The sequence below is a fragment of the Brevibacillus centrosporus genome, from assembly GCF_003710815.1.
Classification (GTDB): domain Bacteria; phylum Bacillota; class Bacilli; order Brevibacillales; family Brevibacillaceae; genus Brevibacillus; species Brevibacillus centrosporus.
Genome location: NZ_RHHP01000023.1, coordinates 149229 through 174119, shown reverse-complemented (window position 1 = coordinate 174119; position 24891 = coordinate 149229). Strand labels below are relative to the sequence as shown.

Here is a 24891-nt window from a genome sequence, read left to right as displayed (position 1 = left end):
TCTCGTTGTGATCAGCGAGAGCTTTGCCCCCTGCCCCCTGCCTGACTTTTCTCTTTGACAAAGAACATCGCAATAATCGTCAATACGTAAGGCAGCATAGAGGTAAACTGTGTCGGAAGGGAAAGGCCTTGCAGACGGATACTGAGAGCATCCATCAAGCCGAACAGGAAGCTGGACGCCAGAATTCCGAGGGGATGAGATTGCCCCATCATCATCGCTACCAAGGCGATAAATCCACGACCCGCAGTCATTCCTTCCGTAAACATCGTCACCTGCCCCAAAGACAGCTGCGCCCCTGCGACTCCGCAGAGAATTCCGCACATCGTGATCGCCAGCACCTGCAGCCCTGTCACTTTGAGACCGAGACTGCGAGCGGCTACCGGACTCAGACCGACAGCAAGCACACGAAAACCGGTGACGGTCCGGTAAAAGAACAGATACAGCACAATCGCCGCGATAAAGGCGAGGTAAACCAGCGGTGAATGTCCGGAGAATATGTCCCCAAGCACCGGAATGTCTTTGATCACTGGAATGTCCAGCTTGGGCAGTCCCGCCATCTCTTTATCGTAAAACGCGCCCTTCACTCCGAAGATTGCTCGCAGCGCGAACGTCGTCAAGCCGAGTGCCAAAAAGTTGATCGCTACCCCCACGACGATTTCGTTTGCCCGAAGTCCAATCGTCATGTAGGCGAATAATAGGGAGAACAGCACACAAACCAATGCTGCAAACAGGATGGCTAAAAACAAACTCCCCGTAAAGTGATTGCCCACGATCGCCGAAAAGGCACCGACCAGGACCAGCCCTTCCAGCCCTACGTTAAAAATACCTACACGCGCGCACAGCGCTCCACCCAATGCCGCCAGCAGGATCGGCGTAACCATCCGAATGGTCGAACTGATGAGGGACCAATCAAGCAGCTCCATGTGATTCTCCCCCTTTTGCCTTGCGTTTTTTCCACCAGTCATAGCTGAACTTGGCAGAAATGAATAGAATCAGCACCGCCTGGATGACGCTCGCCAGCTCCAGCGGAACCTCCGTATTTCGTTCGACCCCCATCGCTCCGGTCTGGAACGCAGCCAGCAGAATCGATGTGAAAACAATGCCGATCGGATGGGAATTCGCGAGCAGCGTCGCCATCATGCCCGTCCAGGCAAAGTTCGGAACGGTCAGCGCCCCATCTACAAAGCGATAGTGCGATCCAAAGACTTCTACCGTTCCGGCCAACCCAGCCAAACCGCCGCTGGCAAACATCCCTGTCAGCATGACCTTGATCTGGTTAATCCCCCCGTACCGGGCAAACAACGGATTTTGACCCAGCATTTTGACCTCATAGCCAAACGGCGTGAACCGAATCACCCAGAACAATAGGAGAGCAGCCGCTATCGCAAAGAAAAAGCCCGCGTGCACACTCATCCCGGAGAACAGCTTGGGAAGCCATGCGCTTTTATCCAGCATCAATGTCTGCGCAAGAGCCGCCGAGCCTGTCCGATCCTGAAACGGTTCGGTCACCAGGTAGCTGGCGAACAGCACGGCAATATAGTTGAACAAAAGCGTAGAAATGAGCAGCGGAATGCGGAACCTCGCCTCCATAAATCCGGCCAAAAGCGACCACAACCCGCCCACTGCAATCCCTACCATGAGTCCTGCCAGCATTTTCACGATTCCTGGGGCTGGCAAATAGATCGCGACGAGTGTCGCACTGATGGCACCAAGCACCATCTGTCCCTCTGCTCCCAGGTTAAACACGCCTGCGCGGAAGGCCAAAGCGAGCCCGAGCGCAATCAGCATGATCGGTGTCGCACGTGCCAGCGTGGAAGTGAAGAAATAAAAGCTGCCAAAGGCCCCCTTCCACATTTCCTGATACGTCCCGATGACCGATTCGCCTACCGCCGCAATCACGATCGCTCCGGTCAAAAGCCCGATCATGACGGCGAGTATCGGCTGAACCAATGACTTACACAGCTCTCTGATCGCTGCCATGAACGTTTCCTCCTGCCATCAACACGCTGATTTTTTCTTCTGTTGCTTCTGATCGTGCCAGCTCTCCCGCGATCCGCCCTTTGTACATCACCAAAATGCGGTCTGACAACGCGAGAATTTCGGACAGCTCAGACGAGACGAGCAAGATGCCGTCTCCGCTGTTTCGCTTTTCGATAAGGGCTTGATGAATGTATTCCATCGCGCCAATATCCACGCCGCGAGTCGGTTCAGCTGCAACCAGCAAGGGGGTTTCCTGCCCCAGCTCTCTTGCGACGATCAGCTTTTGCAAATTCCCGCCAGAAAGATTGCCCGCCAGCTCTTGCAGCTGCCTGGAGCCGGTTTTTATCGCAAAGCGGTCTACCCATCCGCGAACCACCTGGCGGAACGCATCGCGCAGGATGACGCCGCGCCGGTAGTAATCAGGCTTGCGCTGATAGCCCATCAACGCGTTTTCCTCGACACTTTCCTGCTTCGCGGTTCCCCACATATAGCGGTCTTCTGGAATGTGCGCCAGTCCTGCCTGACGGATCGACTCTACGGACTTATTGGTCACATCGGCACCCGCCAAATGGATCTTCCCTGCCTGCACAGGCCTCAATCCACTGATCACTTGCAGCAGCTCAGACTGTCCGTTGCCGGATACACCTGCGATTCCTACGATTTCACCGTGATGAACGGCGAAGCTCACGTTATCCAGCAGGGTTTGCTTCTCTCGCACAGTCACTTGATCTACATGCAGCAGTCGTTTCCCCTCCAAAGGGATGCGCTGGCTCAGCTCTTCCAGCTCTCTGCCTACCATCAGCCTCGCCAGATCGTCGACATTCGTCTCGTGCCGGGAAACGGTCCCGGTCACACGGCCTCCGCGAAGTACGGTAATACGATCGGATACCTCCATAACCTCCTGTAGCTTATGGGTAATCAGAATGACGCTTTTTCCACTTGCCGCCAAATTCCGAATCGTCTGCAGCAGGTCTTTTACCTCCAACGGCGTCAATACAGCCGTTGGTTCGTCGAGCACGATGATATCCGCCCCCTGATACAGCACCTTGAGAATCTCGACTCTTTGCTGCTCACCGACCGAGCAGGTGGAGACCCGTGCCTGTGGGTTGATCGGAATGCGGTATTGCTCGCTTAAAGCACTTACTTTCTCCACAGCTTCCTTGCGTCGGAAAAAACCTGCCTGCTTGGGCTCGTAGCCAATCACGATATTTTCCGCCACACTAAACTCTCCGAAAAGCATGAAGTGCTGATGTACCATGCCAATCCCGTTTCGAATCGCGTCGTTGGGACCGCGAAAGGATACCGGTTTCCCGTTGAGAAGGATCTCTCCTGCCGTTGGCTGCTCCATCCCGTACAGCATTCGCATGAGCGTGGTTTTCCCAGCGCCATTTTCCCCGACGATCGCATGCACCTCGCCCGCCTCCAAGGTGAGCGACACTTGATCGTTGGCCGTAAATTCTCCGTACTTCTTGGTCATCTGCTTCATTTCCAAGCGATGTGTCATTCGTGCTCCTCCTTCTCCTCTTGATGCAGCCGAAATACACAAGCGACCGACTACACAGCTGTAGTCGGTCACCTAAATGCACGAATGCTGCCAGCTATTCGAACGAGTCAGGAACTTTTCGCGTACCTGCTACGATCTCGTCATTGATAGCCTTCACTTTGTCGATTACTTCCTGGCCGATGAAAGCGTTCAGCGGCGTTTTGCTTTCGTGGGTCACATAGGTTACGCCCACGCCTTTTTCTTTCAATCCGTAGGTCACTACGCCTGGCTTGAAGCTGCCTTCAACGAAAGACTTCACGGTCTCGTAAGCAGCCGCATCTGTACCTTTCAACTGGGACAAAACGATGTGCTCAGGGTCAATCGTGGTACGGTCAACGTCCTGTCCGGAAGTGAAGAAGCCTTTTTCTTTCGCTGCTTCAAAAACACCCAGATCCCCTACAGCTGCAGCGCCGTTAATGAAGTCAGCGCCTTTGGACGCCTGGAGCAAAGCAAGCTCTTTCGCTTTTGCCGGGTCAGAGAAGCTGCCCACGTAGTTTACGAGGAATTCTGCATTTGGGTTGGTCGCTTTCATCCCTTCCTGGAAACCGCCTGTCCATTTTTTCAGAAGAGGAATATCCATGGCGACAACCATGCCCACTTTGTTTGTTTTCGTTGCCAGTCCAGCCGCTGCTCCCATCAGGTAAGCCGCTTCCTGCTCGCGGAAGGTAACGCTGCGTACGTTTGGCAAATCAACAACAGTATCGATGATCGCGAAGTTTTTATCCGGATTTTCGGCAGCTACTTTTTTCAAGGCATCTTCAGATTCAAACGAAGACGTGATAATCAAATCGTAGTTTTCCGCCACAGCTACGCGCAGGTTTTCTTCAATCGCGCCATGGTCAGTGGATTCGATGCTTTTTACTTCTGCACCAAACTCTTCGCCTGCTTTCTTAGCGCCTTCGTCCATTTGCTGGAAGAACGGGTTCACCCCGATTTTCTCTGGCAGGATCAGGGCAATGCGTTTTTTCGCCGCTCCCTCTTGTCCCGCTGCTTGTCCTTCTGCTTTATCTGCTGGAGCGCTGCTGCCTCCTGCCGAGCATCCTGCTGCCAAAACGGCGAATGTGGTCAAAGCCAACAATAATTTCTTCATGGTGTTCCCCTCTCTACCTGGAGCGTTTATATTCGTTCTTATCTATCTACTTATGTAATGTACGGTTTTTACGCCAAAAAATCAACAATAATTACGTACATTTCATCAAAAATTACAGTTAATGTTCGTAAATAAGATAAAACGTTTAGAAGTACAAAAAAAACTCTTCCCTTGAGGAAGAGTTTGCGTCCTGAACGGTCCTCTTCCTCATCTTCCAAGACATTTACCTGTCTTGTAGGAATTGGCACCAGTCTGTACAAGGTACAGTGGTTGCCGGGCTTCATCGGGCCAGTCCCTCCGCCGCTCTAGATAAGGCAGTAAATCTATAGGATTATAGTCAGATATATTTTAGCAGAATTTTTCAAAAGTGCAATGATTATTTCAAATCTTTTTACTGCTTGTGAAATGTCTGCTGGAGCCGATGCGACAAAGTGTTGAGCTCACCCAGCTCTTCGGTGATTTCCCGTACCCTTTGATGCTGATTCTCTGCGGTGGCAAACAGCTCCTCCAGATTGGCTACCGATTCTTCGGTGACTGCGGTGATCGTCGACATTTCCATCGCTACTTCACTCGAGCGCAGCTTGACCCGGTCCATGCTGGAACGCACATGCTCTGCAGCTGCCAGGAAGTGAACCATTCCTGCCCGCACGGCTTCAATCGATTCAACCGTTTTAACTGCTAGCTCTTTTCCTTTAGATACAGAGGTTTCCCCGTTTCCAATATGGAGGACCGCATTCTCGCTTTCCTGATGGAGCGACTTCAAAATCTCCGTGATTTCCTGTGTGGCCGTCGCACTTTGTTCAGCCAGCTTCCGCACTTCATCTGCGACTACAGCAAAGCCTCTGCCATGCTCTCCTGCACGGGCAGATTCGATCGCCGCATTCAGTGCCAATAGGTTGGTTTGCGTCGCGATCTGGTTAATGGCCCCTACGATTTCCTCAACTTTATTGGCCTGACGATTGAGCTGATGAATAGTTGAGGCGGCCACATTTACAGCCTCCACGATCTGATCCATCTGCTTGGACAGCTCATTCATCATGCTCACACTTTCCGTCAGCCGCAGATTGTTCTGGTCAGACTCTGCCTTCATAGCATTCGTCTGCGTCGTGACACCCACGATTTCCTGGTCGATCGACTGGACTTCCTCCTCGATCTTCACCGTCGAATGAGCCTGCGACTCCATACCCGTTGCAACCTCTTTAAAGGCGAGCATCATGTCATCCGTATTGCGTTTGGTTCCTTCTGCATGCACATGTACGTGCTCCGTCGTGCGATCCAGCTGCTCGGTCATCACTTCGATGTGTTCGAGCATTTCTTTCAAACGCTGTTCTTTCTCTTCTGCTTCCTTTCGGGCAGCGTTCGCTCTCTGCAGCGATGCTTGTCCAGCCAGACACAGGTACGTCACAGCTGCCATCATCATCAAGATAGCAACAATCCGTACAGCGAGGTTGATCTCGGTATAATCACCGGTAAAAATCTGATAGGTGCCTGTGTAGAAGCCCACGAGCGTGGCGATGATCTGCGTAATCCCAGCAAACACCACCAGCTTCCAGTCCAGGTAAGCAGCCAAAAAGCCCATTACGATAAAGGCGAGAAAGGCAACTTCCTGCTCTGAGCTAAAGTGATCAAATGAAATAGCATAAAACATGAGTCCAATCGCGACGAGATAACGGATAACCGTGCTGTTCCTACGAATGAAATAATAGGGCGATACGATCAGGGTCACCAGCAAACCTAACGAACTGACCATCCAGAAATTGACGTTTTCCTGGAAGGCGATCAGTCCGGCCATCCATAAATGATTCCACAAAACAAAGATCATAAAGCCTTCTTTGTTCGTCAAGGTATTCCGTATTAACTGAATCATCAATGTCCCTCCTTACTTTTCGATTGGTATTTCCCCTCCATTATAGATGGTGGATTGTTCCAGTGGATGTGAAAAAAATGCGAACGCTAGAAACCACTTTCCCCCTATCCGAATAGGCTGTTATGACAGATACCTATATGAGAGAAGAAAGGACTAAAAAAAGTGGATTTGAACCGACTTCCCGTTACCGTTTTGACGCGCACCATCACGCGACCGGGTACATCCATCTACTACCCGCAGCTGACAGGTCTTGCCAATCAGCAGGCCGAAACACAAATTAACCGAGCCTTGCTGCAAACCGTCCAAGGCCTGATTCACGAACAGCAAAGAGTACAGGTCCAAGGAAACACCCAGATGCAGGGCAGCTACGAGATCAAAAATAACCAGCGCGGCATCTTCAGTGCAACGATGAACAACTACGCCTACACCCCGCAAATGGCACATGGGATGACCTTCCTCGGATCCGTCTCGGCAGATGTCGACACCGGAAAGCTGTATGCCTTGCGGGACCTCTTCAAACCGGGCAGTGACTATATTAAAGTCCTGTCCACCATGATCAAAGCCCAAATCAAGCAGAGACAAATCCCGACGCTGAGCGATTTTACAACGATCAAGCCCGACCAGGACTTTTATCTCGCGGACAAAACCTTGGTCATCTATTTTCAGCTTTACGAAATCACGCCGTACTATGTCGGATTCCCCATGTTTCCCATCTCCGTGTACGATTTGGAGCCGATCATCAAAGAGGATGGGCCACTTAGTATTTTGGCAGCGAGTTAGGAAAGAATCGAAACGAAGGCGAGCTGATGCGCTGGAAAACAGTCGTCAGCTTTCTTTATGGCAGAACTGTGGACGAGTGAGGCTTATCCTACTACTCAATAAACAAATAAGTATTTACTTATATGATGGGAACTGTTACTATGTAAAATGTACATATTTACTTAAGCAAGTGTATGGATTATCGGACCCGCTTTTATGGAGGAAGGATACTCATGCAATATTACGGACATAAAATCAGCAAAACTGCCAGAGTTTTCAGCAAAAAACTCAATAACGTACTCTCCCCTATGGGGCTCTACAGCTCCCAGTGGGGAATCCTCATGTGCCTGCACTATCGGAGTACGTTGACGCAGGTACAGATCAGCAATTACCTGGACGTAGAAGCCCCAACGATTACTAGGACGTTGACTCGCCTGGAGGAAATGGGCTGGGTCATTCGTGCAGAAGGGGAAGACAAACGGGAGCGTTACGTATCCCTCTCCCCCCAAGCCCAAGCCAAGTTCCCCGAGTGGCTCGATGCCGCCATTCAGTTGGAGAAGGCTGCCCTGCGCGACATTCCCGAGGAAGATTTAGCTACGTTTAACCGCATCCTGCAAAAAATGAACGACAATCTCAACAATCTGCAGCTTGCTGAATCCGAATCGGAACAGGATTCTGCGATCTCTTAAAGTAACAAGGCTTCCCTTCCGTAAGTGACGTACATGCAGGAGGAGAAGCCTTGTTCATTTGAAATGCTGATTGCTATTGCATGCGCTTGATCATGTTGCGCGCCATCCATACCCCGGCAGCACCTGCTTGCGCCAGACCGCGTGTAATACCCGCACCGTCCCCGCCGCAGAACAAGCCTTGAATTTCGGTTTCGAATTCCTCCGTAAGCTTTGGACGAGCCGAGTAGAATTTCGCTTCTACCCCATAGAACAAGGTGTGCTCGGAGGCGATCCCCGGAGTCACTTTATCCAGCGCCTCGACCATTTCAACCAAGCTCTTCATCGTATTGTACGGGAGCACCAACCCGAGGTCACCCGGTACAGCCTCCTTCAGGGTCGGTTCCAGGAAGCCTTCGCGAATGCGGGATTCTGTCGAGCGGCGACCGCGCATAATATCGCCAAACTTTTGGACGATCACGCCGCCGTTGGACAGGTCATTTGCCCGCTTGCAGATTTCCCGAGCGTATTCGTTTGGTTTATCAAAGGGCTCCGTAAAGGTGTGGGACACCAAGAGAGCAAAGTTGGTGTTGGTCGAGCCGAGAGCCGGGTCTTTGTACGAATGTCCATTGGCCGCCATCACTCCGCTGTGGTTCTCTACCACGACGTGCCCCGATGGATTGCTGCAGAACGTGCGGACACGTGTGCCTACGGACGTATTGAAAATAAATTTCCCTTCGTACAAATGCTCGTTGATTTCGCGCATCACGACGTCAGAGGTCTCGACGCGCACCCCAACGTCCACCTGATTGTTGTACATTTTCAAACGGCGCTTTTTCAGGATGCTCGTCAGCCAAGCCGAGCCATCTCGTCCAGGTCCAATCACGACAAAATCGCTTTCGAACTCCTCCCCGTTTTTCAGGACGACCCCTTTTACCTGATGCCCCGTTTCTACCTTGACCGTAATAATGTCTTCTACTTCCGTCTTAAACATCATGTCGATCCGGTCCTTCAGGAATTCAAAAATCGATTGCAAAATTTGCAGGTTTTGCTCGGTTCCCAAGTGACGCACCTGAGCGCGCAAAAGCTTCAATCCCGCTGCATAGCCGCGTTGCTCGATGCTTTTGATCGTCTCAGTCGTCGGATCGGTAATCATCTCTGTCGCTCCGTGCTCCAGGTTGATCGAGTCTACGTATTGAATCAGGTTCAGGACAGTGGAAGGACTCAGGTAATCGGTCATCCAACCGCCGAACTCTGTCGTAATATTAAATTTCCCATCGCTGTAGGCACCGGCTCCACCGAACCCACTCGTAATCGAACAGGCTGGCAAGCATCCGGAAAAATCCTTTTTCCCTGCAGGCGGCGGACAGAGCTTGATTTTTTCCTCCAAAATGGGGCAGCGTCTGCTGTAGATGTCATGCCCTTTGTCGATCAGCAAGACCTTGGCTTTTGGCCATTTGCGAGTCATCTCATAACAGGTAAAAATCCCTGCTGGACCTGCTCCTACCACGATCACATCATACTTCTTCATGTTCGTTTCCCCCTTGTGAGCATGCAAAAAATTCCCGGCCGACGAATAGGGTATGTCAAGAACAACCCCATTCGTAGCCGGGAATTTACGGTTCCCTGTAGAAACCCTCAAACCATATTTCTGAGGATATACGAATTGTTAGATTCATCAAAACCAGTTATGTGCTATCAACAATTTGTATCATAACGGCTACTGTGAATCATGTCAATAAGAGTACGCCCATTTATTCGTGTTTACAAAAAATTAGCATCCATTAGGCACAAAAAATCACGATAAAAGACCTAAAATCCGAACATTAATTCCGAACGTTCGTTTTTTCTTGCAAATCATTCTCCACCGTTCGGCAGGAAACTACAGAAAAAGTAGGAATAGGTAGAAATTTACCACTCATATAGTCATTACAAGCTGATAAAAAGGGTGAGGCTAAGCACATGCGGGATTATCGCTATTATCAGTCTCTTTTTTCCGGAATTCCGAAGCCTTTTGCCTTCATCGATCTGGATATGCTGGAGGAAAATGCCCAGCAAGTGCGACTTCAGAGCAACGGAAAGCAGATCCGGATCGCGAGCAAATCGATACGCAGCGTCGCCATTCTCCAGCATCTTTTGCAATTGGACGAGTGCTTTACCGGGCTCATGTGCTACTCGGGACCGGAAGTGCTCCATTTGTGCGCCCACGGCATGGACCAACTGCTGCTGGGCTATCCGATTTGGGAAAAGAGCTGGCTGGAAGCGATTGCGGGCGAGGTAAAAAACGGCCGCAGCATTACACTGATGATCGACTCTCTCTTGCATGTGGAGCATGTAGAACAGCTCGCCCGCCGCACGGGGGTTCGTCTGCCTGTCTGCCTGGATGTGGACATGTCTTCGGATCTTTTTGGTCTGCACTTTGGCGTCTGGCGCTCCCCGATTCGTTCCCTCGAGGCTGCCCGAGATGTCGTACGCCGCATTGCCGCCTCCGATCATCTGTACCTGGACGGCATCATGGGCTATGAAACGCAGATTGCAGGTGTAGGTGATCGATATCCTCGCCGCTTTTTCAAAAATACTGTCATCCGCCTCTTGAAGCAGCATTCCGCACGGGAAATAGCCGAGCGCCGTGCGATGCTGGCAAGCGAGCTTCAAAAGCTGGGGCTATCACCCCGCTTTGTGAATGGAGGCGGCACCGGAAGCCTGCACCTGACTGGGAAGGAAGAGGCGGTCACCGAACTGACTGCCGGCTCCGGTTTTTATTCGCCCGCTTTGTTTGATTACTATCAGGACTTCCGATTTCATCCCGCAGCCGGGTTTGCTTTGGAAATTGTTCGTCAGCCTGCCGCAAGCATCTACACCTGCGCAGGCGGTGGCTACATCGCCTCTGGTGCAGCAGGAAAAGACAGACTCCCCCTTCCCTACCTGCCCCAAAAGGTAAAGCTGCTTCCCAACGAAGGGGCGGGCGAGGTCCAGACTCCGATTCTCTACCGGGGAACGGAAACCTTGCAGCTGGGGGATCCAGTATTCTTTCGCCACGCAAAGGCAGGAGAGCTATGCGAACGCTTTTCACGACTGTACTGCGTGTCAGGCGGAAAGATCGTTCGAGAAGTCACTACGTACAGGGGGGACGGTTTGTGCACACTGTAAAGCTCGATACCAAGCGCTGGTCAAACTGGGCCGGCAACGTCAAGAGTCAGCCTCTGCAAGTCGCTGTACCAGACTCATTGGAGGATGTCGTGTCCATCGTCCGCGACTGCAATCCGCGTGGTCGGCTCGGGTCACTCCTTTACCCCCATCGCCCAAACGGACGACTGCCTGCTTTCGCTTGATCGTCTCACAGGTCTGTACGCGGTGGATCCTGCGGAACGTACCGTTGAAGTCTCCCTACTCCGATACCGCCCAGGTCAAATTCATGGATGAAACGACAGAACTCACCCAGGTGAAGCAAGACGATACCTGGCTCAGCCCTGCTTATGGGCGTGACAGTGCCTACATCGCCGTTCATATGTACAAAGGAATGCCCTATCAGCCCTATTTTCAAAGGATAGAGGCCATCCCCCGCCTCGAAGATTTTCTCGCCCTTCGCACTCACATGGATCCCGATGGCCTTTTCCTCAATCCGTACTTGTCCGAGCTTTTTGGTGTTCCCGTGCGCACATAGCTCGCATCACTTTTGTTGATATACGCAAAAAATTCTGATAGATTGAAAATAGTAGGGATTGAAAAACATTCGAAGCATTCTTCGAGTTAAATCAGAGGGGGAAATACGTTGGTACAGTCGATTGACCGAGCGATGAGCATCATTTCGGTTCTGGTCTCTGACGATAGCAAGGCGCATTGGTCGATTTCGGAGATAGCGGACCAGACTGCTCTCCCTCTCAGCACCGTTCATCGTTTGATCAGCACCATGATGCAGCATGGACTGATCATGCAGATTCCTGAGACCAAGCAGTACAAGCTCGGCTACACCTGGATGGAGATCGGGCTGGGCATTGTGGACAAAATCGATACACGTGCAGTTGCCCGCTCGGTAATGGAGAAGCTGGCTGCTGAAGTGCAGGAAACCGTGTATTTGAGCTTTCCTCACGGTACGAGCTCGATCGTCCTCGAACGGGTCGAGAGTCCTACCAGTGTACGGATTATTGACAACCTGGGAGAGCGAATTCCGCTGCACATCGGTGCGCCCAACAAAACCATTCTGGCCAACATGGATCCTGCAGACGCAAAGGACATGGTAGAAGAGCTCATCACGGAACCGGAAGCGCAGCAGGAGCTCCTGAAGCGGCTGCCAGCTATCAAGCAAAATGGCTATGCCATCAGCTACGGTGAAAAAACGGAGGGCACAGCCTCCATCGCAGTACCGATCATCGGCTACAACCACCAGGTCGTCGGCGCACTCAGCATCGGCGTACCCAGCTACCGAATCAACGAGGACCGCTTAGCTTTTCTGATTGAAAAGGCCAAGCAAGCAGCAAGCGACATTCAGCATCGAATCGGCGGTCTCGCCTAATTTTTTTATCCACGATACGGAAACTTATTTCACATAATGGAAAACGGAGGCATCTCACATGGGCAAATGGCAAACGAAGGAACAGTTGGTCGATCTATTGTGCAATCTCGTCAGTATCCCGAGCATCACCGGTTCTCCCGCAGAAAAACAGGTACCTGGTTATCTCGTGGAACAGCTGAGCAGCCTTCCCTATTTTCAAGCCCATCCCGATCACGTACGTGCCAACCCGACGGAAGATGATCGTCATTTCGTCACAGCGCTCGTCAAAAAGGAAGGCGTCCGGGACACCGTCATACTCGTCAGCCATTTCGACGTCGTCGATGTAGAGGATTACGGGGAATGGCGCAAGCATGCGTTTGATCCAAAGGCGCTCACTCCGCTGTTTCATGCGAATGCCACGGATATGCCAGCTGCAGTACAGGAAGATCTGAATTCGGGAAACTGGCTATTCGGTCGCGGAACAATGGACATGAAATGCGGTCTTGCTCTGCACATGTCGATGATCGAGCGGGCATGCGAGGGCGAATTTGAGGGAAACATCCTGCTTTTGACAGTGCCAGACGAAGAGGTCAACTCAGTCGGTATGCGCGCTGCTGTTCCAGCTCTGCTCGCCCTCGCGGAGGAATTTGATCTAAACTACAAGACCGTGCTGAACTCCGAGCCGATGTTCACCCGTTTTCCTGGCGATCACAACAAGTATTTGTACACAGGCTCCATCGGAAAGGTACTCCCCGGCTTTCTTTGCTACGGGAAAGAAACGCACGTCGGTGAGCCTTTTGCTGGTCTCAACGGGAACCTCATGGCTTCCCAGATCACCTGCGCGCTTGAGCTGAACACGTCATTTTGCGAGGTAGTCGAAGGGGAAATCTCTCCTCCCCCTACCAATCTGATTCAGAAGGACCTGAAAAAAGAGTACTCGGTGCAAATACCGCACCGTGCCGTCACTTTGTTTAATCTGTTTTTGCTGGAGAAAAAGATGGAGGACATCGTAGAGCCTCTGCTGCAAACCGCGAGGCAGGTAGCGGATCAAATCAGCCAATCCTATGCTCGACAAGCGAGCCTATTTGCCAAGACAGCGCCATTTACCCCGCGGGATCTTTCCATTCGTGTCATGAGCTATGAGGAGCTTCACGCCTACGCGGTCAAGACCTATGGGGAAGAGCGCTTGAGCCAGCTTCAAGCGGAGGCTGTGGCAAATCGCGGCGACAAGGATGACCGGGACATGACCATCGAGCTCGTCGATCAGCTGGCGATCTTGTGCAAGGAGTTGTCACCGATGATCATCTTGTTTTTCGCTCCCCCATTCTACCCAGCGGTCAGCTCGCGTCGTCACCCGCTCATCCAGCGCACGACTGCGGTAATGGAAGCCTATGCAGCGGAACAGCACCAGGTCACACTGCTTCAGCAAAACTACTTCGGCGGTATTTCCGATTTGAGCTACGCAGGCTTGCAATATCCAGCTGCCTCCATGCAACCGCTTGTCGCAAACATGCCGCTGTGGGATCAAGGCTACTCGATTCCCTTGCAGGCGCTGGAAGCCTTTGATGTCCCTGTCATGAACCTCGGCCCGGTCGGACGCGATGCCCATCAGTGGACCGAGCGTCTGGATGTAGATTATGCATTCGATACACTTCGCGACATGCTGCCGCGTTGCATTCACTCTCTGTTGAAATAGCGACTGGGGTATAATGGGGGAAAACCGTCTACGAGGAGGGCTATCGCTATGCAATTTGAGGCCAAGGAAAATGGATTTGTGAGCCATTTGTCTTATGGAGACCTGCATGTATCCGGCGACGAGCAATACGGCTTTCGTCCCTACCAGCTCATGGTATCGTCTATCGCCGTATGCAGCAGCGGCGTTCTGCGCAAAGTTCTGGATAAAATGAGAATGCCGTGCAGTGACATGAAGGTGACAGCCGAGGTCGTGCGAAACGAAGAAAAGGCGAATCGAATTGAAAAAATTCACCTTCACTTCATAATCAGCGGAGAAAATCTTCAAGAGGAAAAAGTAAAAAAGGCGATTGAAACCTCTCATAAAAATTGTCCGATGGTTCAATCGGTTCGGGATAGTATCGTAATCACGGATTCGTTTGAACTCGTATCCTAGAAAGAAACCCGCTTCAGTTGCATGGGGACTGCCCCCCTGCTCTGAAGCGGGTTTTCGTTGTCTTTAGGCCACTTGCTGCTTCACAGCCTGCTTTTTCTCTTTGCTCTCGGGAATGACTACGTTTAGGATTACAGTAGCCAAAGCCCCTACTGTGATCCCGGAGGAAAGAATGTAGTTCACGAAATCAGGCACACCGTTCAGCGCCTCTTTCGGCAGCACGGTTACCGCGATGGTGCAGAGGATCGGCAATCCGATGACCATCATGTTGCGGTCGTCGATCGAAATGTGCTGAATCACTTTAATCCCGTTGGCGACAATCGCTACACAAACGATACCGAAGATACCGTTAATAACCGGCTCAGGAATGCAAGTAATCGCCGTCGACAGCTTCGGCACCAGGCCGAGCGCCACCAGAATAATGCCACCTGCCATGATTGCCATGCGGCTGCCTACACCTGTTACCGCGATCAAACCCGCATTCGATGAATACCCGGTCGTAGGCGTACCTCCGAACAAGGCCCCAATAAAGCAGCCAATCCCTTCCCCTACTGCTGCACGATTCAAACGTTTTTCCGTCAATTCACTATCTGTAACCGTAGATACTACAAACCAGGTACCAGTCGTTTCGATCATGATGATCATGTAAACAAACAGCATAGTCAGTACGGCGCTGAGATCAAACACAGGAGCGCCATAAGGGAAGAACCTCGGCAACGATAGCCAGCTTGCCTCTTTTACCGGGCTGAAGTCTACCGTACCAAAATACGCAGCGGTGATTGTTCCGACTGCAATCGCGATCAGGACAGACACGAGGCGGAAAAAGGTGCCTGCCACTTTTGCTCTTTTTCCCAGCAGCATACAAGTCATCAGCACACCCGCAGAAACAGCAGCAATGAATACGTTGGTCCAAATAGCGCCAGGTGCGTGATAGATATTGCCCATTCCAATCGGCATGAGGGCGATACCTACGATGATAATAACCGTTCCTCCAACGAGCGGTGTACGCACAGCTTTGGCAAACCATTTCAGCGGAAAGCCCATCAGCGCCATCAGCAAAGCACCCGGAATCAAGCTCCCGATCATCGCGTTCAAGCCGAGCTTGCCACCGATCGCAGCCAAAGCTCCAATCGGTACATAGGAAGGGCCTTGCACAACAGGCAAGCGCAGACCAAATCCAGTCTGAATCAACGTTCCAATTCCCGTTGCCAGAAAACACATTTGAATGAAAAAGGATGTACTCGAAGCGTCCATGGTCAGCAAGCCAGCAATAATAATAGGAGCAATATACAAGTCCATGGCCAGCACATGCTGCATGCCGAGCAAAAAGGCGTGAAGCTGGGTACAGCCTAAGCTAGCTTACAAAGTCCATCGCACAGCAAAAAGACCCGCTCTCCTTGCCGCAACGGCAATGGATGAGTGGGTCTTCTATTCGCTGGCCTAAAAAATCGGGGACAGTAGCCTCGTCAGTGATTCCTGAATTCGCGAACGCAACGGGCGGTTCATGTACTCCTCAATCGTCAGTTCCCGGCAATCGGCCATATCGGCGATAAACAGTGCCTCCAGCTTTTCCGCCATCCGCGTGTCATACAGGTAGGCATTTGTCTCAAAGTTCAGCTTGAAGCTGCGAATATCGATATTGGCTGTACCGACCGATGAAATTTGGGTGTCCACTACCATAGTTTTCGCATGCATAAAGCCCTTTTCATACAGGTAGCAGCGCACACCACTTTTCAACAGCTCCCCCAGATAGGAATGAGTCGCCCAAAAAACCATCAGATGATCCGGCTTTCCCGGTACCATCACACGGACATCGACACCTGACATCACCGCCATTTTTAGCGCAGTCAAAATACTTTCATCCGGTATGAAATAAGGGGTTTGCAAGTAAATCGTCTGTCGTGCCTTGTAGATCATTTTCAGGTTCGCATGCAGGATTTGATGCTTTTCCGAATTGGGGCCACTGGACACGATCTGCACGCCAATCCCATCTGCTGGCCCGTGCGTCTCCGGGAAATACGTGATCGCCTCTGCCATGCGCTTGGGAGAAGACAGGTTCCAGTCGAGGAAAAAGCGCGCTTGCAGCATGTACACCGCTTTTCCCTCAATCCGCAAATGCGTGTCTCGCCAATACCCCAGCTTTTTCTTGCCTACGTACTCGTCTCCGATGTTGAAGCCACCCAAATATCCGACCTTCCCGTCAACGATCGTCAGCTTCCTATGGTTGCGAAAGTTCACCCGGAAATTGATGAAGGAAAACGATGCTGGGAAAAACGGGACCGCTTCTCCTCCAGCTGCCAGCAAAGGCTTGAAAAACCGAGACGGAATCCCTGCTGATCCTACTGCGTCATACAGGAGCCGGACTTGCACGCCTTCCGATGCCTTTTTGACGAGGATGTTCATCAGCTCGCTGCCCAGCTCATCGTTTCGAATCGTATAGTACAGCAAATGGATATGCTCCTGCGCTTTTTCAATCTGTCCGAACATGTCGGCAAACAGGCTGTTTCCTTCCAGAAACACCTTAATCGCATTATCTTGCGTATAATACGCCCCATCACTGACCACATTCATGTAAATCATGTCGCGATGCCGCTCCATCGCAGGGTCATTCACTTCCATTTTCCCGTTTTCCAGCAAGTACTTCTGCTTATCAACAGCTGTCCGGAAGTGAGAAAACTCCCCCTCCTTCAGACGATACAGCTTCTTTTTGCTCAGCTTTTGACCGAATATCAAATAAACGATAAAACCGATTCCTGGTAAAAACAGCAGCACCATCAACCACGCCCAGGTAGCTGCGATATTGCGCCGCTCCATAAAGATCAGGACAGCGGCCAACATGACATTGCCGATCGAGATGACCGCGACGATTTGTTCGAGCAACAGCATTACCCCACATCCACCTTCATGATTCTCCCATTTTACACCATTTCCATCCAAGTTTCATCTCTGCCAGCCAGCGCACGAGCAGCAAGCCCATAACCTCAGCCGAGGTCGAGTCGTTGGATGAACTTCTTGGCGATTAGCGAGGACTGCTTTCCCTTACGCATCGCCCAGCCATAGTAGATAGGCTTCTCGTCAGGTCGATCCAGCTCTATCGCGATGATATCCTGGCTGCCTGTAGACACATGCTTGGAAAAGGAATAGTGCAGGCCGACGGTTACTCCTATCGCCGATAAGACCGCATTTTGTATCGCCTGCACATTATTCGAAGTAAACAGGATATCGAATTGCCCATAGTTTGCCTCCAGACTCTGGATGTGCGCACGGATCTGGTAGTAAATGCATCGGCCCCGGAATCGTCGCGATGCGCAGCTCGCCGCTCACGATACTGCTATAGGCGGTTGCCTCAGCCCTACCTTTAACAGGATTTTCCTGCGCCTTGGAAATGATCACTTTTCCCTCCGGAGTGGACATGGCGCCCTTTCCCCGTGAACGAGTAAAGATGACAAGCCCCAGTTCCGCTTCCAGTATGGATATGGCTTGGCTGACAGCTTCGAAATACGAGGACGTCGAGGCTTTAGTGGATAAATCTGTAGCCACTTTCGGTCGAATGGATGTCATGTTCAACAATGCAGGAATCGGTCGCCTAACGCCTGTCCCTGATTTGGAATGGAGCCATTACCACGCTGTCATCAACGTCAATCAGCATGGGGTCGCTCATGGCATTATGGCCGCCGGCAAAAAAATGCGGGAGCTTGGCATCAAAGGTGTGATTATCAACATGGCTTCCGTTTTCGGGTTCTTGGCTTCTCCAGGTACTTTTGCTTATCACGCCACAAAAGGTGCCGTGATCATGATGACAAAATCAGCTGCTCTGGAGCTGGCTGCTTACGGCATTCGTGTGGTAGGGGTCGCACCTGGTGCAGTGGATACGCCTATCATTCAAGGCTACAAGGATTCCGGTATGCTTGACTCAATGAAAACGAAAGTCATGGACAACAAATTGACTCAGCCCGAGCAAATCGCGGACTCGGTTTATCTGCTGTCTCTTCCGGAAGCAAGCGCAATCAACGGCAGCGTGGTCATGGTCGACGAAGGCTACGCTTCGTTTAAGTAAAACTTTCTTGCTTTTTCTACATGGAATAGCCCCTCTCTAAACGGGAGGGGCTTTCGTTTTGCCTGCTGCTCTGTCCTTCGTTTATACCAGGTCCAGCAGCTGACCTTTTTTCATGATCAGACGATCGTCCAAATACACGTCTGGTTCTTTGACGACACAATCGATATGAACACCCGCGACGATGGTTCCACCAAAGGTGTTGTTGCTGCCAAATGCTACGTGAATCGTCCCGTAGACTTTTTCGTCCTCCAAAACGACTCCGGTAATGCGAGCCTTGTCATTGGTGCCGATCCCGAATTCACCCAGCATGCGCCCGTCCTGCTCGCCCAAAATCTGCAACAGTCTCTCGCCGGCAGCTCCTTCTGTAGAAGTGATACGGCCATTTTCCACAGTCAGCAGCGCCGGGCTGTCCACTTTTCCGATTCCGGAAATGGAGCCGTCGACCACAATCTGGCCATGCGCCGAGCCCTCTACAGGTGCGATGTAGGCTTCCCCAGAAGGAAGATTGCCTGATTCGCCTGGATTCACATACATACCCGTACTCGGAACACCGGGACGGCTCGCGATGGAGAACTGGAGGCTCTTGCCTTCTTTTTCAATTCGTACGGTACTTGCTGCACTGAGCATTTCCGTTACTTTCTCCGTCAAGCTCTTCACTTGAGTATAGTCAGCAGCGATTGCCCCTTCTAAAAACATATCCTCTGTAATGCCAGGCATGGTCGCGAGTCGTGTCCCGTTGGCAGCCGCCTCTTTGCGCGCCTTGGTATGCGTCAACGAATGCTCTGTTACACAGACAACTACATCTGCGTTTTTCATCGCTTCTGCTACGATTGCCGGCGGTTCCTGTCCGCTTTTCTCGCGCTCCTGCATCACCATCAGGACGGACTCGGCTCCCAGTTCTCTGCCAGCCTCCCACAGGGCTTGCCCCAGCTCACGTTTTATGTCGTCGGCGACAACTAGAAAAGATTCGCCCGGTTTCAAAGCCATGCAGCTCGTCAGGATTCCCTTGCTGTTCTCAATCAGCTTCATGTTTGTCCCATCCCTTTCGACTTGATCCTCAAATCTATTATGCCTCTTAAAAACGGGGGGCACAAATAGAAAAGGAAACCGCTGGGGTCTCCTCGTAATGCTATTTATGAAAATAATCTTTAATCGACTGAATCAAACCTGTCGATTTTGCTTTTGATTTTTCAGTACCTGCGGCTATTTCACCCTGCCCCTGTAGGATTTCTTTCAGGATGGCGGTGTGATCGTCTGAAAAGGAGACTCTCTCAGCTGGAAGGATCTTTTTCGTTGGGCGATAGACTGCAACACTGAATTCAGTCCCGTTCGTCGTTATACCTTTACGCTCTTGATCTACTACTTCCATCGCTTCCACCTCCATCAAGATTTTGACTATAGGATACCATAAGTTTCCATAACTTGTCCATGTAGACGATATGCTGTACGGCCACTGCCGCAGCCTTGAAGTGGGCTTCCGTTTCCATAGTAATCATTTCTTTGCTAGGCAGCATAATTACGTACCCAAATCGAAAATTAGGACCTTGATTACGTATAAACCCTATAGCCTCCATGTCATTTGCAGGAAATAACTCCCGTACGTTCCCTTTTAAATAGGGATTATCTGGCATGCCCAAGATTTCATCAACCATTTTCATATCAAGTTCTGTAAGTCCAAAATGCCGGCCAAGACTAACAACCATGATGTTCCCTTCTAAATTGGTCACTAAAAACGATGCCCTCACAAACCGGTGATCTAACCCTGGGAAGATACTCATGGCTTGCATCCCAATCCTTCTCATTAAATGATCAACTGTATTCGTAATTTCGATTTCTTGGACGCCTGGTTTTTCTATGACTTCCATTGCAGCAGAGATTTCCTCCGTATAAAGCATGATCTCAGGTGCAGGGGAAGATTTTTCTATTTGTTTACGATCTTTTGCAATCAGCAAGGGGATATAGCTAACAACCGCCAAATAAATCATAATACAAATAGCACTAAACAATAGCTTGGTGAAATTATTAGCATCTTGATAGGATTCCAGTAAGTTTGCCATGGATACAAAAGGAAGAATGATCGTACTGTATACTTCCTTTAACTCACCAACTAAACTCCCGATGACAAGTAGCACCCCAGCCACAAACACCCCGTATAATTTTTCTCTTAACAATGTGAATGTTTTTTGAATCATCAGACAAAAATCCCCCTACCCGATCCAACTATTCCTTTATTTTACAGGAAAGAACTGAAAGGTGTAGAGGGTTTGACTATTTTATTTTTTTCCTTGCTGCTCTCTATTCGAAGGTAAATCAGGCTTATAGGAACGACTCATTTGATAAACTGATACTTCAACTGTATCTCCTACTTTGAACTCTCTTAGAAGTCTGACTTCAGGCTTCTTTTCGTTTCGACTACTCTTTCGTTTCCTACCAAACATATCCACCTCTCCTCTCCCTAGTAGCGTTGACTGTTTTCAGAACATTTATACGGGAGTGAAGACAAAGAAGATAATAATAACCACTTCAATTACTAGAGCACCAGCTTGACCCCGCTCGCCTTTTGTTCCAGCATTTTGCTCAAAATAGTCCCGATATGAGCGCCTGCCTCGATGGGCGACGTTCCCTGACGATGGATGTTGGAAATGACAGTGCGTTCCGATTCCACCATGCCTTTGCGCGGGCGATAGCACATGTAGGCGCTCATCGAGTGGGCAGTCACCAGACCAGGGCGCTCTCCAATGAGAAGCACCAGCACTTCCGGCTGCAGCAGTTCTCCGATGTGATCCATGCTCGCGACACGTCCTCCTCTGACGAAAAACGGTGTGCCGCAGCTCAATCCATAGCTGGTTAACGAGTCCAGCAATGCAGGCAGGACATCTCGCAGATTGGCATCAACGGCGCTGGCACTCAGCCCATCGGAGACGACAATTTGCACCTGCGGCTTCTTTTGGCAGCGCTCCAGGAGCAGCCGCACCCCTTCTTCGTTGAGGATTCGTCCCATATCCGGCCGCTTCAAGTAATTCTCGGTATTGTCGTACTGCGTCTCCACGGTAAACAGGGAAAACTCGTCGAGCAGCGACTGCTGCACTTCGCCATACACAGCATCGACCGCCGCTGCATGGTCACGCCGGAGCTGAAGCATGGTCCGGGTCAAGGGACGGACACCCGTACGCCACACACCGATCCGGGCAGGCGTGCTGTCCAAGAGCTCCTGCATGCCTTCCTGCCATTTCGGATTCGGGACATTCGCCCCTCGCTCCTCTTCAACTACGTGGACAGGAGACTCGGAACCATCGAATGCTCCCAAAGCTTTCGCCGAACCGTTCCTCGCCCTTTCACTCAGCTTTTTCTGCAGCTCTGCCACGACCTTGTCGACCAAATATTCCAACTGCTGCTCCATCAACCGAACACCTCCTAGGTTACATAAAAATCGTTGGATCTCCCGCGATCGCCGTCAGCTTGCCATGTTCCATGATCCCCATCTTCTCCAGCCACTTCTCAAACGCCGGGGCTGGACGCAAACCGAGCACCTCCCGGAAAGCGGCGATATCATGAAAGCTCGTTGATTGATAATTGAGCATGACATCATCTGCCATAGCTACTCCGATGACAAAATTTACTCCTGCAGCCGAGAGCAGGATGCCCAGATTGTCCATATCGTTCTGGTCGACCTTCATATGGTTGGTGTAGCACACGTCACAGCCCATCGGCAGACCGTGGAGCTTGCCCATAAAGTGATCCTCCAGCCCTGCCCGGATGACTTGTCTGCTGTCATACAAATATTCAGGGCCAATAAAACCCACGACCGTATTGACGATGAAAGGCTGATACTTGCGGGCAAGCCCATAGCAGCGGGCTTCCATCGTCAGCTGGTCGATGCCGAAGTGAGCCTCAGAGGACAGCTCAGAGCCCTGCCCCGTCTCGAAGTACCAAATATTCGGACCTGTAGAAGTGCCTTCCTTTCGCATCAGCTCATCGGCCTCATCCAGAAGGGCAACGTCGATCCCGAATGCCTGGTTGCCCGCTTCACTTCCCGCAAGGCTCTGGAAAATCAGATCAGCTGGCGCGCCTTGGCGGATGGCACGCATTTGGGTAGAGACATGGGCGAGCACACAATTTTGGGTGGGGATCTCCCACTTGTTTATCACTTCTTTCGTCATCAGCAAGATGTCTTTTACGCTATCGGACGTATCGATGACCGGGTTGACCCCGATGACGGCATCGCCAATCCCGTAGCTGAGCCCTTCGTACAGGGCAGCCTTGATGCCTTGGATGCTGTCGGAGGGATGGTTGGGCTGAACACGTGATGCCAGCACTCCTTGCTGTCCGATCGCTGTGTTGCAGTGCGTAATGTTTCGTATTTTTGCCGCAGCCGTAATCAGGTCGAGATTGCTCATCAGCTTGGTTGTGGCTGCGATCATTTCGCTGGACAGCCCCCGGCTGATTCGCCGGATCTCACTTTCTCCCGCCTGATGGCTCAGTAAGTACTCACGAAGCTCTGACACGCTCCAGTTCTTGATTTCGTTGTAGATCTTCTCGTTGATGCCAGCCTCAATCACGCGCGAGACCTCGTCCTCCTCTGGCGGCAGCAGCGGATGGTTGCGGATATCCGCCAACGTCAGATCGGCCAGCACCTGTTTGGCTGCTACACGCTCACGTGAGTCCTCGGCGGCTATACCCGCCAGCTGATCCCCCGATTTATCCTCGTTCGCCTTGGCGAAGATTTCTTTGAGGTCGCGGAATTGATAGGTCTGCCCGAGTACCGTTGTTTTCGTGATCATCTCGTCCCCCCCTTTATCGAAGTGTGTTCATCAAAGGCTAGCGTTTTGACGACGACCGGGATAATCGTGCCGGAGATAGGTTCGCCCAAGTCGATGTAGTCGCCGTACTCGACGCGTACCTGATCGATACAAATGATGTGCGGTTTTCCCTTGCATCGCAGCTCCAAAGCTTGCCCGAGTGCTTTTGCCATATCCAACTCACAGAGGACAACCATGGTTGGACTGTCAGCAAACTGATGACGGTATGGAAGCGTCAGCTCGTCTGCGATCCGTTGAAGCTGCTGATAGGAACAATAGCGGATGCCAGATAAGGAAAGGGCAAACGGGATCTCTGTCGTTCTCTCAAACAAACGCTGACCCATGTCGTACACAGCCGCTACCTCTGAATGCAGCCTGCTGGAATCATGCAAATGCTCAGCTGTCAGCTCCAGCTTGAGAATCGGGATATTGCGGATCGGCAAAAGTTCAGGCTTGATATGTACCGTAGAACCGCTGATCTTTGTACTCTGCATGCCTGCACCAATCACAGTCGCTCTGACAGTCTGTTCCGGGTCGATCCATCGCAGTAGGTAAGTCCCCTTTTTCCTCTCCTGCTGCAGAACATACCCAAGCATGGGTCCAAAATCTCCGTATTCGCTGACCTGGGCCATCGTATGAACAGGACGATCCGTCATCAACTGGCCCACCCCTCCTGATACGGACAACTCCTCGACGGGTATCCTTTCTCGCAGTTGATGACCAAGGACCAGCAGCCCAGACTCTTGCCTGTCTCGTCCCGTTACATAGTCCAGCATATCCCGCACCATTTCCCCGGCAATTTCCCCGATCTCCTCCACTGTGAGCTGTATACCGGGCTGGACTTGCAGCTTCTTAGCCATCAGCCAAGACTTGATATTGGGTGACACGTACTGAACCATACCTCGTTTATCCAGCCGTATCAGGCGCCCTCCTACGTGAAAGGTGACGGTAGCGATGGCTTTTCCCCGGTAAAAATAAGCTGCGTTCGCAGTGCCCCCTCCTATATCCACATTCACAACTGTTCCTTGGATGGACAGAGACCGTTTTTGCGCACCGGCTCCCTTCCCGGCAAGCACGCCTTCCAGGTCTGCACCCGCTGTCGCCACGACGAAGTCACCCGATCGCTCTGCTAACAGATGCACAATCTGCTCCGCGTTTTTCTTGCTAGCTGTCTCTCCCGTGATAATGACCGCTCCTGATTTAATGGCGGAGAGGCTGATCTTTGCCCTCTCGTACTCCGCTGCCAGAATCGCACCGATTCCTTCTGCGTCTATTTCGTCAGCGCCGATAAGAGGGGTGGGATGAACGGCACTGGCATAAAGCAGCTGACGCTCCACAATCTGATAACGGGGCAGGGAAAACGTACTGGACATTCGCCCCAGGCGCAGACGGCTGACGATCATTTTTGTCGTGCTGGTTCCCACGTCGATGCCAACGCTTTGGATCCATTGCTCATCCATACAAAACCTCCTCTGACCCTTGACCTAAAAAGCGCCTGAACAGTCGGTATGTTG

Annotated in this window: 24 protein-coding genes, 2 pseudogenes and 2 riboswitches; of the genes and pseudogenes, 10 read left to right on the top strand and 16 right to left on the bottom strand. The window is 51.4% G+C overall.

Annotated features, from left to right (window positions below; all coding sequences use genetic code 11):
- Positions 1 to 11: 11 nt before the first annotated feature.
- From EDM55_RS18755 to EDM55_RS18735, 5 genes are all read right to left on the bottom strand, one after another.
- Positions 12 to 923 (bottom strand): ABC transporter permease, encoded by a 912-nt coding sequence (locus EDM55_RS18755; RefSeq protein ID WP_122961048.1) that lies wholly within the window; start codon positions 921 to 923, stop codon positions 12 to 14.
- Positions 910 to 1980 (bottom strand): ABC transporter permease, encoded by a 1071-nt coding sequence (locus tag EDM55_RS18750; RefSeq protein ID WP_092268376.1) that lies wholly within the window; start codon positions 1978 to 1980, stop codon positions 910 to 912. Before EDM55_RS18750 ends, EDM55_RS18755 begins: the two co-directional genes overlap by 14 nt.
- Positions 1955 to 3484, bottom strand: coding sequence for an ABC transporter ATP-binding protein (locus tag EDM55_RS18745; RefSeq protein WP_092268377.1), 1530 nt, complete (start codon positions 3482 to 3484; stop codon positions 1955 to 1957). The genes EDM55_RS18750 and EDM55_RS18745 overlap by 26 nt, the downstream gene beginning before the upstream one ends.
- A gap of 94 nt (positions 3485 to 3578) precedes the next feature.
- Positions 3579 to 4613, bottom strand: a complete 1035-nt coding sequence (locus tag EDM55_RS18740) for a BMP family lipoprotein (RefSeq protein WP_092268378.1) — start codon at positions 4611 to 4613, stop codon at positions 3579 to 3581.
- A gap of 204 nt (positions 4614 to 4817) precedes the next feature.
- Positions 4818 to 4929: riboswitch (SAM riboswitch) on the bottom strand.
- Positions 4930 to 5004: 75 nt separating this feature from the next.
- Positions 5005 to 6480: a methyl-accepting chemotaxis protein gene (locus EDM55_RS18735; protein WP_092268379.1), complete on the bottom strand. Its 1476-nt coding sequence runs from the start codon at positions 6478 to 6480 to the stop codon at positions 5005 to 5007.
- A gap of 162 nt (positions 6481 to 6642) precedes the next feature.
- Between EDM55_RS18735 and EDM55_RS18730 the strand changes: the two genes are divergently transcribed.
- On the top strand, positions 6643 to 7260 hold the full coding sequence (locus tag EDM55_RS18730; RefSeq protein ID WP_092268380.1) for a PdaC/RsiV family protein: 618 nt from the start codon (positions 6643 to 6645) through the stop codon (positions 7258 to 7260).
- 212 nt (positions 7261 to 7472) lie between these two features.
- The gene (locus EDM55_RS18725) at positions 7473 to 7928 is read left to right on the top strand and encodes a MarR family winged helix-turn-helix transcriptional regulator (RefSeq protein WP_092268381.1); all 456 of its coding nucleotides are present in this window, start codon (positions 7473 to 7475) and stop codon (positions 7926 to 7928) included.
- A 73-nt stretch (positions 7929 to 8001) separates the two neighbouring features.
- Here the strand turns inward: EDM55_RS18725 and EDM55_RS18720 are convergent, their stop codons facing one another.
- A complete protein-coding gene (locus EDM55_RS18720) occupies positions 8002 to 9435 on the bottom strand; it encodes an NAD(P)/FAD-dependent oxidoreductase (protein WP_092268382.1) in 1434 nt (477 codons plus the stop codon).
- Between the two features lie 54 nt (positions 9436 to 9489).
- A riboswitch (purine riboswitch) is annotated at positions 9490 to 9589 on the bottom strand.
- A 277-nt stretch (positions 9590 to 9866) separates the two neighbouring features.
- Here EDM55_RS18720 and EDM55_RS18715 point away from each other — a divergent pair.
- The 7 genes and pseudogenes from EDM55_RS18715 (at position 9867) to EDM55_RS18690 (ending at position 14524) form a co-directional block, all read left to right on the top strand.
- On the top strand, positions 9867 to 11054 hold the full coding sequence (locus tag EDM55_RS18715; protein ID WP_122961047.1) for an amino acid deaminase/aldolase: 1188 nt from the start codon (positions 9867 to 9869) through the stop codon (positions 11052 to 11054).
- A complete protein-coding gene (locus tag EDM55_RS30630; RefSeq protein WP_220388413.1) occupies positions 11042 to 11236 on the top strand; it encodes a hypothetical protein in 195 nt (64 codons plus the stop codon). The genes EDM55_RS18715 and EDM55_RS30630 overlap by 13 nt, the downstream gene beginning before the upstream one ends.
- A complete protein-coding gene (locus EDM55_RS31470) occupies positions 11172 to 11327 on the top strand; it encodes a hypothetical protein (protein ID WP_326244997.1) in 156 nt (51 codons plus the stop codon). Before EDM55_RS30630 ends, EDM55_RS31470 begins: the two co-directional genes overlap by 65 nt.
- A 7-nt stretch (positions 11328 to 11334) precedes the next feature.
- Positions 11335 to 11568: pseudogene (locus EDM55_RS18705) on the top strand (D-arabinono-1,4-lactone oxidase); the annotation flags it as partial.
- Positions 11569 to 11676: 108 nt separating this feature from the next.
- On the top strand, positions 11677 to 12417 hold the full coding sequence (locus EDM55_RS18700; RefSeq protein ID WP_122961044.1) for an IclR family transcriptional regulator: 741 nt from the start codon (positions 11677 to 11679) through the stop codon (positions 12415 to 12417).
- Between the two features lie 58 nt (positions 12418 to 12475).
- Positions 12476 to 14092 carry a M20/M25/M40 family metallo-hydrolase gene (locus tag EDM55_RS18695; RefSeq protein WP_122961043.1) on the top strand — a complete coding sequence of 539 codons (1617 nt, stop codon included), beginning with the start codon at positions 12476 to 12478 and terminating at the stop codon, positions 14090 to 14092.
- 48 nt (positions 14093 to 14140) lie between these two features.
- Complete coding sequence (locus EDM55_RS18690) at positions 14141 to 14524, top strand: OsmC family protein (RefSeq protein WP_122961042.1); 384 nt, start codon at positions 14141 to 14143, stop codon at positions 14522 to 14524.
- A gap of 63 nt (positions 14525 to 14587) precedes the next feature.
- Here the strand turns inward: EDM55_RS18690 and EDM55_RS18685 are convergent.
- The 4 genes and pseudogenes from EDM55_RS18685 to EDM55_RS30355 form a co-directional block, all read right to left on the bottom strand.
- Positions 14588 to 15853, bottom strand: a pseudogene (locus EDM55_RS18685) (nucleobase:cation symporter-2 family protein); the annotation flags it as partial.
- 108 nt (positions 15854 to 15961) lie between these two features.
- On the bottom strand, positions 15962 to 17407 hold the full coding sequence (gene cls, locus EDM55_RS18680; RefSeq protein WP_092268388.1) for a cardiolipin synthase: 1446 nt from the start codon (positions 17405 to 17407) through the stop codon (positions 15962 to 15964).
- A 95-nt stretch (positions 17408 to 17502) separates the two neighbouring features.
- The gene (locus EDM55_RS29975) at positions 17503 to 17721 is read right to left on the bottom strand and encodes a hypothetical protein (RefSeq protein ID WP_139228080.1); all 219 of its coding nucleotides are present in this window, start codon (positions 17719 to 17721) and stop codon (positions 17503 to 17505) included.
- A 1-nt stretch (position 17722) separates the two neighbouring features.
- Complete coding sequence (locus tag EDM55_RS30355) at positions 17723 to 17935, bottom strand: hypothetical protein (RefSeq protein ID WP_170184332.1); 213 nt, start codon at positions 17933 to 17935, stop codon at positions 17723 to 17725.
- Between the two features lie 28 nt (positions 17936 to 17963).
- Between EDM55_RS30355 and EDM55_RS18670 the strand changes: the two genes are divergently transcribed.
- The gene (locus EDM55_RS18670) at positions 17964 to 18578 is read left to right on the top strand and encodes an SDR family NAD(P)-dependent oxidoreductase (RefSeq protein ID WP_246070843.1); all 615 of its coding nucleotides are present in this window, start codon (positions 17964 to 17966) and stop codon (positions 18576 to 18578) included.
- Between the two features lie 81 nt (positions 18579 to 18659).
- Here EDM55_RS18670 and EDM55_RS18665 read toward each other — a convergent pair whose 3' ends face one another.
- From EDM55_RS18665 to EDM55_RS18640, 6 genes are all read right to left on the bottom strand, one after another.
- Positions 18660 to 19607 (bottom strand): aminopeptidase, encoded by a 948-nt coding sequence (locus tag EDM55_RS18665; protein ID WP_092268389.1) that lies wholly within the window; start codon positions 19605 to 19607, stop codon positions 18660 to 18662.
- A gap of 100 nt (positions 19608 to 19707) precedes the next feature.
- On the bottom strand, positions 19708 to 19947 hold the full coding sequence (locus EDM55_RS18660) for a hypothetical protein (protein ID WP_092268390.1): 240 nt from the start codon (positions 19945 to 19947) through the stop codon (positions 19708 to 19710).
- Positions 19922 to 20770, bottom strand: a complete 849-nt coding sequence (locus EDM55_RS18655; RefSeq protein ID WP_122961038.1) for a hypothetical protein — start codon at positions 20768 to 20770, stop codon at positions 19922 to 19924. The genes EDM55_RS18660 and EDM55_RS18655 overlap by 26 nt, the downstream gene beginning before the upstream one ends.
- Before the next feature lie 338 nt (positions 20771 to 21108).
- A complete protein-coding gene (gene eutC, locus EDM55_RS18650; RefSeq protein ID WP_092268392.1) occupies positions 21109 to 21978 on the bottom strand; it encodes an ethanolamine ammonia-lyase subunit EutC in 870 nt (289 codons plus the stop codon).
- Positions 21979 to 21997: 19 nt separating this feature from the next.
- Positions 21998 to 23359 (bottom strand): ethanolamine ammonia-lyase subunit EutB, encoded by a 1362-nt coding sequence (locus EDM55_RS18645; RefSeq protein ID WP_122961037.1) that lies wholly within the window; start codon positions 23357 to 23359, stop codon positions 21998 to 22000.
- Positions 23356 to 24837: an ethanolamine ammonia-lyase reactivating factor EutA gene (locus EDM55_RS18640; protein WP_122961036.1), complete on the bottom strand. Its 1482-nt coding sequence runs from the start codon at positions 24835 to 24837 to the stop codon at positions 23356 to 23358. Before EDM55_RS18640 ends, EDM55_RS18645 begins: the two co-directional genes overlap by 4 nt.
- Between the last annotated feature and the right edge of the window lie 54 nt (positions 24838 to 24891).